General features: G+C 72.5%; 14 protein-coding genes and 1 pseudogene. 6 read left to right on the plus strand and 9 right to left on the minus strand.

The annotated features are described in order from the left end of the window. Positions 1-153: 153 nt before the first annotated feature. Entirely contained in the window at positions 154-2,958 is a 2,805-nt protein-coding gene (locus BX266_RS34915; protein ID WP_099906595.1) for a LuxR family transcriptional regulator, read from the plus strand. A 295-nt stretch (positions 2,959-3,253) separates the two neighbouring features. Continuing rightward, complete coding sequence (locus BX266_RS34920; protein WP_099906597.1) at positions 3,254-4,552, plus strand: cellulase family glycosylhydrolase; 1,299 nt, start codon at positions 3,254-3,256, stop codon at positions 4,550-4,552. 401 nt (positions 4,553-4,953) lie between these two features. Here BX266_RS34920 and BX266_RS34925 read toward each other — a convergent pair whose 3' ends face one another. Then, positions 4,954-5,124, minus strand: a complete 171-nt coding sequence (locus tag BX266_RS34925; RefSeq protein ID WP_099906599.1) for a hydrophobic protein — start codon at positions 5,122-5,124, stop codon at positions 4,954-4,956. Between the two features lie 411 nt (positions 5,125-5,535). On the opposite strand from BX266_RS34925, the gene BX266_RS38205 reads away from it, so the two are divergent. Continuing rightward, positions 5,536-5,793, plus strand: a complete 258-nt coding sequence (locus BX266_RS38205) for a hypothetical protein (protein WP_143687068.1) — start codon at positions 5,536-5,538, stop codon at positions 5,791-5,793. Between the two features lie 239 nt (positions 5,794-6,032). Here BX266_RS38205 and BX266_RS34930 read toward each other — a convergent pair whose 3' ends face one another. From BX266_RS34930 to BX266_RS34940, 3 genes and pseudogenes are all read right to left on the minus strand, one after another. Then, positions 6,033-6,524, minus strand: coding sequence for a hypothetical protein (locus BX266_RS34930; RefSeq protein WP_143687069.1), 492 nt, complete (start codon positions 6,522-6,524; stop codon positions 6,033-6,035). Further along, on the minus strand, positions 6,514-7,026 hold the full coding sequence (locus BX266_RS34935; RefSeq protein ID WP_099906603.1) for an RNA polymerase sigma factor: 513 nt from the start codon (positions 7,024-7,026) through the stop codon (positions 6,514-6,516). The genes BX266_RS34930 and BX266_RS34935 overlap by 11 nt, the downstream gene beginning before the upstream one ends. Positions 7,027-7,222: 196 nt before the next feature. After that, positions 7,223-7,552 (minus strand): annotated as a pseudogene (locus BX266_RS34940) (transposase); the annotation flags it as partial. A 415-nt stretch (positions 7,553-7,967) separates the two neighbouring features. Between BX266_RS34940 and BX266_RS34945 the strand changes: the two are divergent. Both BX266_RS34945 and BX266_RS34950 read left to right on the plus strand, forming a co-directional pair. Beyond that, the gene (locus tag BX266_RS34945) at positions 7,968-9,488 is read left to right on the plus strand and encodes an alpha/beta hydrolase (RefSeq protein ID WP_310794827.1); all 1,521 of its coding nucleotides are present in this window, start codon (positions 7,968-7,970) and stop codon (positions 9,486-9,488) included. Positions 9,489-10,074: 586 nt separating this feature from the next. After that, the gene (locus tag BX266_RS34950) at positions 10,075-11,400 is read left to right on the plus strand and encodes an SGNH/GDSL hydrolase family protein (RefSeq protein WP_399171322.1); all 1,326 of its coding nucleotides are present in this window, start codon (positions 10,075-10,077) and stop codon (positions 11,398-11,400) included. Between the two features lie 180 nt (positions 11,401-11,580). On the opposite strand, the gene BX266_RS34955 is transcribed toward BX266_RS34950, so the two are convergent. The 4 genes from BX266_RS34955 to BX266_RS34975 form a co-directional block, all read right to left on the minus strand. Then, complete coding sequence (locus tag BX266_RS34955; RefSeq protein ID WP_099906607.1) at positions 11,581-12,030, minus strand: DUF2267 domain-containing protein; 450 nt, start codon at positions 12,028-12,030, stop codon at positions 11,581-11,583. 44 nt (positions 12,031-12,074) lie between these two features. Then, entirely contained in the window at positions 12,075-12,368 is a 294-nt protein-coding gene (locus tag BX266_RS34960; protein ID WP_099906609.1) for an STAS domain-containing protein, read from the minus strand. A gap of 121 nt (positions 12,369-12,489) precedes the next feature. Beyond that, positions 12,490-12,924: an Hsp20/alpha crystallin family protein gene (locus BX266_RS34965; protein WP_099906611.1), complete on the minus strand. Its 435-nt coding sequence runs from the start codon at positions 12,922-12,924 to the stop codon at positions 12,490-12,492. Between the two features lie 581 nt (positions 12,925-13,505). Further along, positions 13,506-13,688, minus strand: coding sequence for a hypothetical protein (locus tag BX266_RS34975; RefSeq protein WP_099906616.1), 183 nt, complete (start codon positions 13,686-13,688; stop codon positions 13,506-13,508). Between the two features lie 367 nt (positions 13,689-14,055). Between BX266_RS34975 and BX266_RS34980 the strand changes: the two genes are divergently transcribed. Then, a complete protein-coding gene (locus BX266_RS34980) occupies positions 14,056-14,541 on the plus strand; it encodes an ATP-binding protein (protein WP_099906618.1) in 486 nt (161 codons plus the stop codon). Positions 14,542-14,889: 348 nt separating this feature from the next. Here BX266_RS34980 and BX266_RS34985 read toward each other — a convergent pair whose 3' ends face one another. Beyond that, positions 14,890-15,552, minus strand: a complete 663-nt coding sequence (locus BX266_RS34985; RefSeq protein WP_099906620.1) for a TetR/AcrR family transcriptional regulator C-terminal domain-containing protein — start codon at positions 15,550-15,552, stop codon at positions 14,890-14,892. Positions 15,553-15,573: the final 21 nt, after the last annotated feature.

The raw sequence follows: 15,573 nt of genomic DNA on the forward strand, positions 1-15,573 counted from the left end.
GTTGGGGGAAAGCTGCAGGACGACACGGGGGTGGGGGTGTTCGGCAGCAGTCGGCTCGGCTGTGGCCATGAGGCTAGGGAAGGAGGGGGACGGCCGAAATCAGGGCAACCCCTTGTCCTGGCGCAGAGGGCGCGGTTGGCGCACGATGGCCCGATGCCAGACTCCGCAATGCAGTTGGGTGGGTTCCGGGAACCCGTGGGTCCTGTGGTGCCGACGGTCCCGGACGACCTGCCCCGCACCCCCCGGGTGGTGCTGTTCGGGCCGCCCGGGATCGGCAAGACCACCGCAGCCGGCGCCCTGGGGCAGCGCCTTGGCCTGCCCGTGCTGCGGCTGGCTCCGGGGCCCCACGACGCCCCGGTCCCGTACGCCGGGCTGCTCGAACTCGCCCTGGTCCTTCAACCGCTGGCCGCCGCCCGGGAACTCGCGCTGGCCATCGACGAGGCCTCCGGCACGGCCGGCCCCCCTGACGGCACGGGACCCGCCCTGCGGCTGCGCCGGCTGACCGCCGCCGCGCTGCGGGACGCCCCGCCCCTGACGCTCCTGGTGGACAACGCCCACTGGCTGGACGGGGCCAGCGCGGCCGTCCTCGGCTGGGCGCTGCGCCTGACTCCGGACCTGCCGGTCATCGCGGTCGAACGCACCTGGCGCCGCGGGGGAGAGGACCACTGGAGCGGCGAGGACGCGCAGGCGGTACGCGTCCCCGCGCTGACCGGCCCTCAGATCGCCGCCCTGCTCTCGCCCTACCGGCCCACCCTCCGTGACGTGACCCGGATCCACCGCCGCAGCGGCGGGAACCCGGCCCTGGCCCTGGCCCTGGCCGCGGACGGCGCCGCCGCCGCACCGCCCGGCCGGGGTGACGAGGACGACCGGGCCCTGCCCCCGACGGCCCGCCGGCTGGTGCGCGAGTGGCTGGGCACCGTGTCCGGCGACGTCCAGGAGCTGCTGACCTTCGCCGCGCTCGACGACCACCCCGACCGCGAACTCCTGGCCCGTCTCGCCGGCCCCGCCGCCGGGCGCCTCCTGGCCGAGGCCGAAGCCGCAGGACTCGTGGACGCCGACCGGCCCGACGCGACGGTGCACTTCACCGCCACCGCCATCGGCGCCGAACTCACAGCCCGACTCCCGGACGCCGACCGCCGACACCGGCACGCACAACTGGCCGAAGCCAGCCACGACAGCCTGCGCCGCGACCGGCACACCGCCTTGGCGTCCGACCCCGACGACCCGCACGCAGCACGCAGCGCGGCCCGCGCCGCCGAGAGCGCCCGGCTGCGCGGCGAACACGCGCTCGCCGCCGAACTCTCCCTCCGCGCCGCCGAACTCACGCCCCGCACGGACGCCGGCCTGCTCGTCGAACGGGCGCTGACCGCCGCCCGCGACGCCGCGCACTACGGCGACCTCGACCGCAGCCGGGCCGCCGCCCGCCTGGTCCTGCGCCAGGACACCAGCCCCGCACAACGCGTCGACACGCTCATCGCCGTCATCGACGCGAGCGGACGGCACCTGATCGAAGCGGACCACCTGTTCGCCGACGCCCTCCAGGCGACAGGCGGACGGCCCGACCTGACCGCGCAGATCCTCATCCGCCGGTCCGTCTGGGCCAACGTCAACGAAGGCGATCCCCGCCGGGCCTGCCGGCTGGCCGAACAGGCCGCCACTCTTGCCGCGGCCGCCGACGACACCGCCACCGCCGCCATGGCCCTCACCATGCAGGCCCGTATCCAACGCATCCTCGGCCACCCCGAAACGGAGACCACACTCGCCCGCGCCCTGTCCCTGCCACGGGCCGACACCATCCCCGCCAACGCCACACCCCAGCACCTCTCCGCCCGGCACGCCCTCTTCGACGACCGCCCCGACCAGGCCCGCAGCGCACTGCTTCCGCTGCTCGTCGAAGCCGAACGCGCAGCGGACGCCGAAGCCACCGTGGACATCCTGCGCAGCCTCGCCGAGACCGAACTCCGCGCCGGACGCTGCACCCGGGCCCTCGACCACGCCCGCCGCGCCCAGGCCCTGACCGACCGCACCGCCCTCTCCCTCGCCCCGGCCTGCTACACCTCGGCCCTCGTGGAGGGGACCGCCAGGAGCACCGACACCGCCCTCGCGCACGCCCGCCGCGGCGCCGACACCGCCCGTCAGGAGGACAACAAGGTCTTCCTCTCCCGCAACCTCTTCGCCCTCGGACACCTCCTCCTGGCCACCGGCCGGCCCAAGGAAGCCCTGGACGCCCTGGAGGAAGTCCGCGCGCTGGAGGACGAGCAGCAGGTCCGCGACCCCTCCGTCCTGCGGTGGCACCCCGACCTCGCCGAGGCCCTCATCGCCCTCGGCCACCTCGACCGGGCCGAGGACCTGCTGAGTGCCACCCACCGCACCGCCATCGAACTCGGCCGAACCTCCGTCCTGCCCGCACTCGAACGCGCCCGGGCACTCCTGGACGCCGCCCGGGGCGACTACGACACGGCCGCCCGGCGCCTCACCGAAGCCGCCGGCCTCCTGCACCACCTGCCCCTCGAACGCGCCCGGACCCTGCTGGCCCTCAGCCACACCGAACGACGCGGCCGCCGCCGCGCGGCCGCCCGCTCCGCCGCCCAAGCCGCTGCCCACCTGTTCACCACCCACCGAGCCGACCCCTGGGCCGACACCGCAGCCCACACCCTGCACCGCCTGGAACACAGCCCCGCAGAAGGCAGCCCCGGCATCCGTCTCACCTCCGCCGAACAACGCTGCGCCCAACTCGCCGCCGACGGGGCGAGCAACCGCGACATCGCCGCCGCCCTCACCGTCAGCGTCAAGACGGTCGAGGCCACCCTGACCCGGGTCTACCGAAAGCTCGGCGTGCACTCGCGCGTCCAACTCGCCCGGGCGGTCCACGCCGCCGTACGGTCCGCCGCCGGACACGGGCCGGCCGCTCTGTGCCGTGACGAACCGGTTTTGCACGACGAGCGGCCAGGGAGCTGACGAGCAGCCAATGTCGCCGGTGTCTGCTTCCTGATCAGCTCATCCTTGGCGGCAACCGCTCGCCGAGGGTCGGCCTAATCGGTTAAGTGCAAGGTGTTGACCGGGGGTTGGCGGCGTGTCAGTATCCCGCTGACAACGTTGCCAGGGCCGGTGGTTGTCGGCCGTTGCGGCTCCGTCGATCCCGGCCCGCCCGCGCTCCCTCCATCAGCCACCCGGGCCGCCGCGCCCCCTCGCGGCGGCCCGTGGCGGGTGCCGGGCAGGCCGTGTTCCCCACCCCCCCACCCAGAGGAGAGTCATGGAAAAGCCGCCGAGTCCCAGAGCGTTGACGGCTGTCGGCGCGGCAGTCGCCCTCGTCCTGGGCCTGCTGTTCTCCGTCTTCGGGGTCGCCCCCGGCAGCGCCGAGGCCGCCACCTCCGGCATCCACGTCAGCAACGGCCGGATCTACGAGGCGAACGGAAGTCAGTTCGTCATTCGCGGCGTCAACCACGCGTACGCCTGGTACCCGAGCCAGACCACGGCGATCGCCGACATCGCGTCGAAGGGCGCCAACACCGTCCGCGTGGTGCTCAGCAACGGCGACCGCTGGACGCGCACCAGCACCGCCCAGGTCTCCGCGCTGATCGGCCAGTGCAAGACGGCCAAGGTGATCTGCGTGCTGGAGGTGCACGACACCACCGGGTACGGCGAGGACGCCGCCGCCACCACGCTCGACCGGGCCGCGCAGTTCTGGGTCGACAACAAGAGCGCGCTCGACGGCCAGGAGAAGTACGCGGTGGTGAACATCGCCAATGAGCCCTGGGGCAACAGCGGTTACACCGCCTGGACGGCGGCCACCAAGAACGCGATCGCCAAGCTCCGGAACGCCGGCATCCACCACGCGCTGATGGTCGACGGCCCGAACTGGGGCCAGGACTGGTCCGGCACCATGCGGGACAACGCGGCGTCGGTGTTCGCCGCCGACCCCGACCGCAACACGATCTTCTCGATCCACATGTACGGCGTCTACAATACCGCCGCCAAGGTCCAGGACTACCTCAACTCCTACACCTCGGCCCAACTGCCGATCGTCGTAGGCGAGTTCGGCGCCCAGCACAGCGACGGCGACCCGGACGAGGACGCCATCATGGCCACCGCCCAGGCCCGCGGCATCGGCTACCTCGGCTGGTCCTGGAGCGGGAACGGCGGCGGCGTCGAATACCTCGACCTGGTCAACAACTTCGACAGGAACTCGCTGACCACCTGGGGCAACCGCTTCTTCAACGGCGCCAACGGCATTGCCGCCACCGCCAAGCGCGCCACCGTCTACACCGGCGGGACCCCGACCCCGACCCCCTCCCCGTCGGCCGGCACCGCGCCGAACGGCTACCCGTACTGCGCCTCGGCCTCCTCGGACCCGGACGGCGACGGGTGGGGCTGGGAGAACAGCGCCTCGTGCGTCGTCCGCGGCGGCAAGGCCGACAGCGGCGCCACCGCCGGTACCGCGCCGAACGGCTACCCGTACTGCGCCTCGGCGTCGTCGGACCCGGACGGCGACGGGTGGGGCTGGGAGAACAGCGCCTCCTGTGTGGTGCGCGGCGGAGCGGCCGACCACTGAGCCGCGGACACGCACCGGACGTGGCGGCCGAGTTGCCCGCCGGGGCAGTGAGGCGGCGATGCCGTCGGAGGACTCCACCGCCGAGGTGACCGGCCGGATCGAGGTCGCCCGGGGCGAAGGAGATCCCGTCCGCCCGTGCGAGGCCCCTGGGCCACGGCGGAGGCCCGCGACGACCATGACGTGGTCGTCGCGGGCCTCAAGTCCGCCGGGGGCGCGGGGGAGTGGACCTGCCGCTCCGAGCCGCTGACCCGTGCCGTCGCCGCGGAATGTTCTTCGATCGCACGAAAGCGGGCGTCGGAGGACGGCGTCCGCCGCCCCACTGCGCTCGATCGTCCTGCGGGCCTGCGGCCAAGCCGCACATCGGCGGTGGCCGCAGGCCCACAGGACGACGGGGACGGCGCCTACCAGCGGTACCAGCGGTGGCGGCCGCCGGAGGGGTGCGCGCCGCGGGCGACGAAGCCGATCAGCCAGACCACCAGGACGATGACGGCGACCCACCAGAGGATCTTCACCGCGAAGCCTGCGCCGAACAGCAGCAGGGCGAGAAGCAGGACCAGCAGAAGAGGAACCACGACAACCTCCCGGAGTTTCGATGTCGGAGCACCTGCTGCCCCGCGACGCCGAAGACATGCCTGCGGATCTTTTCGCCGCCACGGGGTACCCGGCTCGTTATGGGCATCGAGCGAACGGCGAAGGGCCGACATGCGCGCGGGTCGCAAGACCGGGAGCACCGGCGGCCAGTTCGGAACCGCCGTCAGACGGCAACGTCGGCAGGGCCGTCGGCACCGAGCGGCCCGACACGCAGCGGAGGACCGAGGAGGTCGGGGAGAGGTCGAGGGACACCGGGTCGGGTTTCGCCGGCGAGGGCGGGCGCCCGCGAGGGTGGTGCGGTCGAGGTACGGGGCGGATCCGGTCAAGGGTGAGGGCTTGGCCGGGGTCGAGGATGTGGGCGGAGGTCCCGGGGTGGCTCAAGGAGCACTCCCGTGAAACCGATCGGCTACTGGCTCAGGACCACCGACAAGGCCCTCACCCGCTACATGGACGGCATGGTGGTGGCGGCCCGCCTCACCCGACGCACCGGGCAGGTCCTCAACGACGGCCAGACCCGCCCCACGCCACCGACGCCGACGTCCTCTCCAGCCCGGCCGCCGACGCCGACACCCCTGACCGCCGCCATCGACACGGTTTCGCCGACACCTGGGCCGTCCGCCCCGCACGGGCCGGCTCGCGCTCGCCGCTGACGGCAGCCGCCGACCGGCCGAGGTCGCCGTCCGCGTGGACGCGTTCCGCGAGCTGTCGACGACCGGCATCTCCCCGGAGGAGTACCGCACCGCCGTCCGCATCCCGGAACTCATCTGCCGCAAGCTCGAAGCAGCGACGAACGCCACCCGCTGACGCTCCCTCAGGCCGGCCCGGCCGAGGCCGTCGAGCCGGCCGGCGTCCTGGGCGCGGTCCCGCCGGCCCCGTGCAGGACCGGCCGTCAGCCGACGTGGGCGGACACCACGCGGCCGTCGACGACCGTGACGCCCACCCTGGAGATCCGGAAGTCGTAGGTGGTTTCGGAGCCCACTCCGTCCACGCTGACGATCCACAGATCCCGGTGTTCCTCGGCCGCCTGCAGCCTGGCCGTTTCGAGCGTCAGCCCGATGTACTGGCAGGACCGGATGTCCCCCAGGACCTGCATCGACGGTGGCGTCGTGGCAGTGCAGGCCGACGCCGTGGGTGAAGGGACGGGGACCGGGCTCGTCGACACCGGGCTGTCCGTAGGACCAGACGCTGTTCCCCCCATGACGTGGACCGAGACAACCGTGCCGGCCGCGAGGCAGGTGGCCGCAAGGCCCAGGACGCAGGTGCGCACGCGCCGGCGTCCCCTGACGCGCGCGGTGACCCGCTCCAGGCTCACCTCGAGCGGTCCGGCCTGATCCGCCGCGTCGAGCAGCAGATGTTTGACCACGTCCGTCTCATTCGCCATGCGCATCCCCATCCGGGCTTGTGACCAACAGGACCTTGCCGAGCCTTGCGACGGCCTCACTCAGATAACGCTTGCCCGTCCCCGCGCTGCAGCCCAGCCGGTCGGCCACCTCGGCCACGGACAGGTCCTCGTAGAAGCGCAGGACCACACAGGCCCGTTGCCGCGGGGAGAGCATTCCGAGCGCACCGACGACGTCCATCCGGCGGCCGCTGGCAGCAGCGAAGTCCTCCGTCGACGGCAGGGTCGCCAGACGCGGGAGCAGACTCGTCCAGCGAGCCCGGCGACGGTGCTGGTCGAGGTAACGGTTCAACATGACGCGGCGCACGTACGGCTCCGCGGACGCGACATCCCAACTCCGCCGCGGCTGGCCGAAAACCCTGACCAACGCGTCCTGCACCAGATCGTCGGCCTCCGTACGGTCCCCGCACAACAGATATCCGTACCTCTTCAGCGCCGACCCCCTGACCTGCAAGAGCTCACCCACGACGTCATGCCAGTCCACCCCTCACCTCTTCCTTGTCACCGACTCCCACGAACAACCAGCCCACTTCGTTGCCCCGCAGGGCAGGATTCGTGCGGACGGGAAGTACCGTGCGACAGGTGCGGCAAGGATCGGAAGCAGGACGACCGGCGCGCCGCCGCTACCGCGCAGAGGCGTAAGGCCGTGTCGTATGTGGTGATGAGTCGGCGGTAGCCCGCCTGCGGCGTCCGAGGCGTTCGAACAAGTCGATGCCCTTGCGGGCGATGCGGACGCTGATGCGTTTGCCGCGCAGCCATTTACCCAGGTGGGGTACGTCATGCGCTTTGTCGGTGTGAAGGTGCCCGGGCTCTCGGCAGCTGTCGGTCCACGGGTGCTGTCGCATCAGGCATGTCGCGGCGACTGGCTTCAGGGCCTTGCTGTCGTGGGTGTTGCCGGCGGTGACGGCGACGACGAGGGGTAGTCCGCCCGCGTCCGACACGACGTACATCCTGGAGCCCGCCTTGCCCCGGTCCACGGGGCTCGGGCCCGTGAGTCCGCCCCTTTTCTGCAGGACCGCCTCCTGCACCCGGTCCGACGGGCTCAGCGGCCTCGCCAACTCCCACGACCCGTCGGGGACGGTTCAACTCCACGTACCCCGCCCCATACCCCGAAGCCACCTCCCACATAGGACACGGTCTGAGCACCCGACGGACCGGTTCGCCGGGTAACGGATGCTGCCCGGGCCCTGGAGGTCGGGCCGGCGCAGGTCGTCGGGGGTTGCCGTGCCCCGGTGGTGAGGCGACGCTGAAGAAGCCGATGTCCGTTCAGGCGGCCGGGGTTCGGCCCGGGCCAGGACCGAGGATCACGTCATGGCGTCCGTCTTCCATCGCCGCAACGACGATGAATCCGCCCAAGCACCCATGCCTGCGCCTCCTGCCCCGAGGGCAGTTGGCCCCCCGCCGCCGTCCGAGGCGGACGCCCGGTTGCCGCTGATCTACGTGCGCGGCTTCGCCGGCGGCACCAGCGGCATCGACAAGCAGGTCGACGATCCGTTCTACGGGTTCAACGACGGTTCGACCCACATCCGGGTCGGCGGTGACGGCAATCCGCAGTACTACCAGTTCGAGGGCCCGCTGGTGCGGCTGTTCGCGGTCGACGGGTACCGGCCCCTGGTGTCCGGCGACCCGAAGACCTATCTGGAGTCCTGCGGAGCCAACACGGTGCCCCGGGCGACGGTCTGGATCCACCGGTTCTACGACGGCGCCGCGGACAGCTTCGGCAAGCAGGCCGTCGACTTCGACCTCGAGCAGGCGGCACGGGACCTGTACGAGCTCGTCCAACTGGTCCGGGAGAAGACCGGAGCCGACAAGGTCAACCTGATCGCCCACTCCATGGGCGGCCTGGTCTGCCGCAGCATGCTCCAGAAGTGGTCGTACGAGAGCTCCGGGGACTTCCGGCCGTCCGCCCCGGGCAAGGACCTGGTCGACAAGCTCTTCACCTACGGCACCCCGCACGGCGGGATCACCTTCGCCGTCGGCAGCGGACTGCTCGACGAGTTCATGGAGGATCTCGGTCCGGCCGGCTCCGACGTCTTCTCCCCGGAGAAGATGTACGGCTACCTGGTTCCCGGCGTCACCTACGGCACCGAGGCACCGGACGGCTGGGTCGCGAACGAGATCCCGGAGAGTGCCTTCGACACCGACCGGATCTTCTGCATGGTCGGCACCGACGCCGGCGACTACGGGCTGTCCCAGAAGGTGGTCGGCCCGCAGAGCGACGGTCTCGTGGCCATCCGCAACGCCTGGGTCGAAGGGGCGCACCGCGCGTACGTCCACCGTTCGCACAGCGGCCGGTACGGCCTGGTCAACTCGGAGGAGGGCTACCAGAACCTGCGCCGATTCCTGTTCGGCCGCAAGCGGGTGAGCATCGAGCTGGCCGGTCTGGAGGCGGCGCCACCCGACCGCGACGGCAACCCGTCCTTCTGGCAGGCCGAACTCCAGCTCGCCATCCGCGGGCTGCCCGTCGTCATGCACCAGCAGTCGGCGCCGCACCGCTGCCCGATCGACCTGGAGCCCGATCCGGCCGGCAACCCGATTCCGCTCACCACCGCCTTCCTGCTCGACCCGGTGACCTTCGCGGACGGCAGCACCAACACCCCGGCCTCGCCCCGCGCCCGCTACGGCCTGCGCCTGCGGGTGTCCCTGCTGACCGAGAAACACGGACTGCTGTTCTGGCGCGACAGGCTGGCCCAGACCGCCGACTGGGAGGACACGCTGATCGTCGACGTCGGCCACGAGGACGACGACCCGACAGGCGAACTGCGGCTGTGGGCCGCCTGGAACTCCGACCTCCCGACCGCGATCGCCACCCAGGACCCGATCTGCGACGACCCGCTCGACCCCGACCCCGACCACGGCGCCGCGTCCCTCCGTCTCCCGCGGAGCGCCGGCCAACTCCTGGGCGCCGACACGTCCCTCATTCTCAGACCCGAGCTCTGGAACTGACCCGCACCGTACCTACCCCGTGGCCTTCGACCTGTACGGGGGCGGAGGTGGTCCGGGACGACCGAAGCGACGTCGGTCGGAACCTCGACGGGGGAGAGCGGCGCAGCGGAGCGTCCAGGTCCAGCGGGTCCGCGCCGCCACGTGCCGCGCCTGCAGGGGTGGGTTCGGGCGGGCATGCCTCCGAGCGTTGTCATAGCCAGCCCTGCTGGGTGGCTCTGATGCCGGCTTCGAACCGGCTGGCAGCGCCCAGGCGTTCCACGATGGAGGCCATGCGGCGACTGAGGGTGCGGGCGGAGACGCCCAGGCGCTGTCCGGTGCCGCCGTGGACACCGTAGTGCGCTCTGCCGGCCGAAACATTCGACATTTTCTCGGAACGCTCAGGGTCCGATCTGCTTCAACTCGGTTACGCTACCGCAGTCCGACCAGACAGAGACTGCCTGTGGGCTTCGAAACATTTCGGAAAGACCTCGCGGGAGGGCGCGTCGCCCGGCCGTGCGAGGGCGCCGTGACCGTACTGGGCAGCATGGGGAGAGGGCCGTACGTGAAAACAACCGCACTGCGCCGATGGACGACGACCACCGCCGCCGTGGCCGCCACCGTGACCCTCACCGTGACGGCCGCCGCGTTCGGCGGGTCCCTGGCCGACCGGGCGCGAACCGGGTCGCAGGCCTCCGCACAACAGGCCGCCGCGGCGAACCCGGCGGGCGCGGCGGAACCGGGGCACGAGCACTGGGTGAACACCTGGACCTCGATGCCCCAGCTGACCGAGCCGGGCAACATGCCGCCGGCCCCGTACACGCAGGACGGCGCGGTGCTCACCGACACCACGCTGCGGCAGACCGTGCACGTCACGCTCGGCGGCCGCTGCCTGCGGCTGCACGTGTCCAACGCGTTCGGCGGCGCCGTTCTGCCGGTGACGGCCGTGTCCGTGGCCCGCCCGGCCGGCGGTCGGTCCGGCGCGCGGGCGATCGTGCCCGGGAGCTCGCGGCCGGTGACGTTCGGTGGGCGGCCCGGGGTCACCGTGCCGGTCGGCGCGCAGATGGTCGCCGACCCGCTGGACTTCCCCTTCGCCGCGGGCGAGACCCTCACCGTCACGATGTACCTGGCCACCGGCCAGCAGTCGACGAACATCACGTCGCACCCGGGTTCGCGCACCACCTCGTACATGCTGCGCGGCGACCACCTCGACGACGCCGACCTGGACGGTGCGGCCTCGGTCAACCACTGGTACTTCCTCAGCGCCGTCGAGGTGCAGGCGCCGCCCACCGACCGGGCGACCGTCGTCCTGGGCGACTCCCTCGCGGACGGCCGGGGCTCCACCGACAACGGCAACAACCGCTGGCCCGACCGGCTGCGGGCACGACTGGCCGAGCGTGCCGACACCGCGGGCACCGCGGTGCTCAACCAGGCCGCGGGCGGCAACCGCGTCCTCAACGACGGTCTGGGCCCCAACGCCCTGTCCCGCCTGGACCGCGACGTGTTCGCGCAGCCCGGCGCCACCTCGCTCATCGTCTCCGAGGGCGTCAACGACATCGGCACCGCCGACGCCACCCCCGCCGCCCAGCAGGCCGTCGCCGCGGACCTGATCAACGCGTACCAGCAGATCGTGCTGCGCGCCCACGAGCAGGGCCTCCGCGTCTACGGCGCCACCCTCACCCCCTTCGGCGGCAACCAGTACGACGACGCCGCAGGGCTGCGCGAGGCGTCACGCCAGGCGGTCAACGCCTGGATCCGCACCAGCGGGCAGTTCGACGCCGTGCTGGACTTCGACCGCGCCGCCCGCGACCCGCAGGCCCCCCGCCAGCTCCATCCCGACCTGGACGTCGGCGACCACCTGCACTTCAACCCCACCGGCTACCAGGCCCTCGCCGACTCCGTCCCGCTCCGCCTCTTCGGCCCCGAGTCCCGCTGACCCCCGCCCCGCCTCGCGGGTCCCGCGACGCAGGCATCGGCCGAGCGGTCCCGCGCCATCGTCCCCCGGGCCCGGGACGCGGCCGCGCTGGTCGGCGCCGCCGCGCACGAGCTCGGCTCCTCGCGGGCCCGGCATGGCGCGCCACCGGCGTGCCGATCGAGCGCGGGCCGCCCGCGTGCGTCAGTTCCGGTCCGCCGAGGTCGGGGAATAGGTGGGCGTCGCGTCCAGGGCGGCGGAACCGACGGTGGCGCGGCCGAAGAGGGCGTCGTAGCCGGGCGGCAGTTGGAACAGGACGCGTTCCATGAGGTCGTGACCGGCGGCGTCGGCGACGGTGCTGAGGACGGCGCCGATGTCCCACAGGGCGGTGGCTTCGGTGGCCCCCTCGATCCAGGCGGCGGTGGCGCGGACGAACCTTTCGGGTGTGAGAGGTTCGGCGGCCTGCAGCGGGTTGAGCAGGATCAGGGCGAGCGTCTCGGGCAGTCGGGCGGCGAGCCGGGCGCGGACGTCGCCGACGAGATGGGCGCCGAGGAGTGCAAGGACGACGCGCGCCGCCCGATCCGCTTCCTCGGGTGTGTCGTATTCGCCGCGTTCGCGCACCGTGGCGCGGAACGCCTCCCATCGCAGGGTCACCGCGGTTCTCCCTTCGGAACGGCCCGGCGTCAACGGTCGTCGGGTCAGGGTTCGAGGGTCAGGTACCGGTCGGTGCCGGTGAGCCGGAGCAGCCGCAGGACGCGGGGACCGGCACCGCGCAGGACCAGGCATGCTCCCTCTCGCTCGGCTTCTTTCCCGGCGCGTGCCAGCGGGCGCAGGCCGGCGCAGTCCATGAAGTCCACCGCGGACAGGTCGACGACGACCTCGCGGTGCGTGCCGAGCGCAGCGGCCAGTTCCCGCTGGAGGTCGGGTGCGGTGTCGAGGTCGAGGTCGCCGTGCGGTCGTACGACGGCGACTGCCCGCTTCTGGTCGTGCATGGCGTTCCCGGTGTCGACTCGGTCGCGATGCTCGGTGTACCGAACGGTGGACGGGAGCGGGCCGCCCCCCAGTGACCCGGGGCGGGGCGCCACGGGGCGGCCGGTGTGGGGTGGCGGTTCGTCAGGCCCGGATCTGCTTGCGTTCGGCTCCGTGGTCGATCTCGATCTTGCGGGGCCTGGCCTTCGCGGCGACCGGAATGGTCAGCGTCAGCACGCCGGCCTCGTAGTGGGCGCTGATTCCGTCAGGTTCGAGGATGTCGGAGAGCATGACCTGCCTTGAGAACACGCCGAGCGGTCGCTCGGACAGCTCCCACTGCACCTCGTCGCCCTGCCGGCTCGGGCGGCGTTCCGCCTTGACGGTCAGCATGTTCCGCTCGACGTCGATGTCGATCGCGTCCGGGTCGACGCCCGGCAGGTCGAAGCAGACCACGTATTCGTCACCGACGCGGTAGGCGTCCAGCGGCATCGGGGCAGGGTGCGACCAGGTGCCGTTCGCCCCCAGGAACTGCTGGGTCAGCCGGTCAAGCTCGCGGAACGGGTCAGTGCGCAGCAGCATCGCGAAACACCTCCAACGGATCCTGAGTGCCAGTGCGCTTCACCTGAATCCGTTGTAACACGTCATCCATTCGATGACAACACTTCGGGTCATGTGATGCATGACGCCGCTCGGCGCGGTCGGCACCACAGCCTCGACGTGTACTCCATCGCAATCGGCGCTCGTCGTACGGCGTACGGCGTACGGCGCACGGCCGGTGAAGACCGCGCCGACGCGGTCGGGGAGTTGGTGGTGGCTGGCAGCGTCGCGCGGGTCGCACGCCGACGACCTCAGCCTCCTCACGGCCCGGCACGGCCCGATGACCGGCATCTGCATCGCGACCGGGCCCGACCGCGACCCCGGACAGCTGCTCACGGGACGGATCCGAGGCCGTGGCCGCCGCGGCGGTGCTGGACCGGTCGGACGGTGGCAGCCGTCCCACCCTGCTCCATGTCACGGCCGCGCCTGGCGGAAGGCGGCGTCGGAGGTGACTCAGCCGTCCGGACGGTGCAGGCGAGCCTGGTGGAGCAGGGCGTAGGGAGGTCACGCGACAAGGCTCCTGGCGGTCCGGGGACCGCCAGGAGCCGGGATGCGACGCTGCGTCAGTTCTGCTCGTCGTCGAGGTTCGTCTCGGTCGTGTCGTGACCCTGCGCCATCTCGCGCTCCGCATCGTCCCGGGCCTTCTGGTCCAGGTCCTCGCGCTTGGGGTTGCGGTTGCCCAGTGCCTCCTTGGCCTGGTCGGCGAGGTCCTTGGCCTGGTCCTTGAACTGATCGCTGAGTCCCATGACTTGCTTCTCCAATGCGTTCGGGAACATGTGCCCCCCGCCCCAGGAACTCACGGCCTGCCTCGCCCCGCATTCCCGCATCGACCGACCGGCCCAAGGCCGTGCTGCGTTGGAGTCGGACCGGGGCGGCGGGGGAGAGGAGCATCGCCGTCGGAGAGCCACGCCTTGTCGCAGGACGCGTCACCCGCGGCAGGTCCGCCGCGGTCGGGATCCCGCTGGTGCTGCTCGCACCGAGCGGCGGGGTGCGACAGCACGCACTGAACGCTCTGGGCCTGCGCGGCGGCGGCCCGGGGGTGTGTAGTGGCAGGTCGGCCGGGGCACACGCGCGGTGACGCACCCGCCGACCACGGAGGGCCCGGGATCCGCCATGGCACCGGCCGACCGACGACACCGCCACCTGAACATGTTTCCCGGCGACCGGACCGCCGCAGGCATCGCGTTCACCCGCCGCACCCTGGCCGACTGGCACCTGACCGACCCGGCCGCCTGCACCGACGCACTACTGGTCGCGGCCGAACTCCTCGCCAACGCGGCCCAGCACACCCCCGGCCCCGAGCGCCTGGACATCGACCTCGGCCCCGCCGGGCTCACCCTCGCGGTCACCGACCCCTCCACGGACATTCCGCGTCCCGGCGCGCTCCGGCCCGACACCCCCCACGGGCACGGCCTCGTCATCGTCGACAGGCTCGCCCTCGCCTGGGGACACCGGCCGACCCCCACCGGCAAGACCGTCTGGGCCCTCCTCCCCGCCCGCGCCACCGACAGCTCCGGCCGCCGCGAACACCCACGCGGCGTTCGACGAGGCGGCCCCGAACGTCGGAGAGACGGCCGGGCCGGCGCGCGTCGCGGCTGACGACCGATCAGCGGCAGGCCGGCGTCGCCGGACCGGCCGGCGCAGCCGGTGGCCGCGGTCGGTTCGCCGCGAGTTTCGCCGCATCCCGTGGCTGGCCGGAGCACCGTCGTTGACGCCGGCAGACTCCAGGCGGCTTCCGTCAGCGGCGCCTGGTGCACGCCCCACCGGGGTGTGCACCGCCGCGCACTTCGCCGGGCAGGGCCCCCACGCCGCGCTCACCCTCGCCCGCGCTCGCGTGCGGCGGGAAGCGGGAAGGAGGAACGAATCGACAGATCGGCTGCCAGCTGCTTCCGACCCGCGGTCCCTTTCGAACGGCCTGGGCGGGGATCCGGTGGCGGCGGCTCGGACTCAACCCGAGCGCAGCGCGGAGAAGCCGAGCAGCAGGGCATCGAGCGCGAAGGCGAACCGCTCGGCGTCGTCCGTGCCGATCCCGTCGGTCGCGGCGCGGACCAGCAGCGGGTACCGCTCCGCCCCGAGCGCGGCCAACCAGTCGACGCCACCGGCTTCTCCGGCTTCGACCGCGATCCGGGCCTCCGCCGTCGCGTGGCCGATCACGAACACCGAGAGGGAGTTGAGCGCATGCAAGGCGCTACCGAGCGGAAAGCCCCCAGCTGTGAGCAGGCGCAGGAGTGCCTCGAGGTCGTCGAGGGTCGCAGGGGTGACGGCGGGTCGGGAGGTGGCGATCGGTAGCACGGCCGGGTGCCGCAGCAGACCCTCGCGCAGGGCGGCGGCGTACGCGTGCAGGGCCGTGCGCCAGTCGGCGGAGGCGTCCATGGCGGGGGTGGCAGCCGTGAACACCTGCTCCACCAGGCCGTCCAGCAAGGCGTCCTTGTTGGGCACGTAGTGGTAGAGGGTCATCGCCTCCACGCCCAGCTCCTGGCCGAGCGAACGCATCGTCAGAGCCTTGAGTCCGTCCCGGTCGACCAGGCCGAGCGCCGCATCGAGCACCTGCTGCCTGCTCAGCCCGACCCGCTCGCCCCGCCCGCGCCGGGCCGCCTGACGCTCCGCCATCTCTGCTCCTCCGCCGCCGCA

Source organism: Streptomyces sp. TLI_171, from assembly GCF_003610255.1.
Taxonomy (GTDB): Bacteria; Actinomycetota; Actinomycetes; order Streptomycetales; family Streptomycetaceae; genus Kitasatospora.

What these genes read in the sequence shown, in the direction of transcription:
- BX266_RS34965 (WP_099906611.1), bottom strand. Translation starts at nt 12,924, where the DNA reads ATGCTGCTGCGCACTGACCCGTTCCGCGAGCTTGACCGGCTGACCCAG.
- BX266_RS34930 (WP_143687069.1), bottom strand. Translation starts at nt 6,524, where the DNA reads ATGGCGAATGAGACGGACGTGGTCAAACATCTGCTGCTCGACGCGGCG.
- BX266_RS34960 (WP_099906609.1), bottom strand. Translation starts at nt 12,368, where the DNA reads ATGCACGACCAGAAGCGGGCAGTCGCCGTCGTACGACCGCACGGCGAC.
- BX266_RS34920 (WP_099906597.1), top strand. Translation starts at nt 3,254, where the DNA reads ATGGAAAAGCCGCCGAGTCCCAGAGCGTTGACGGCTGTCGGCGCGGCA.
- BX266_RS34980 (WP_099906618.1), top strand. Translation starts at nt 14,056, where the DNA reads ATGGCACCGGCCGACCGACGACACCGCCACCTGAACATGTTTCCCGGC.
- BX266_RS34985 (WP_099906620.1), bottom strand. Translation starts at nt 15,552, where the DNA reads ATGGCGGAGCGTCAGGCGGCCCGGCGCGGGCGGGGCGAGCGGGTCGGG.
- BX266_RS34975 (WP_099906616.1), bottom strand. Translation starts at nt 13,688, where the DNA reads ATGGGACTCAGCGATCAGTTCAAGGACCAGGCCAAGGACCTCGCCGAC.
- BX266_RS34915 (WP_099906595.1), top strand. Translation starts at nt 154, where the DNA reads ATGCCAGACTCCGCAATGCAGTTGGGTGGGTTCCGGGAACCCGTGGGT.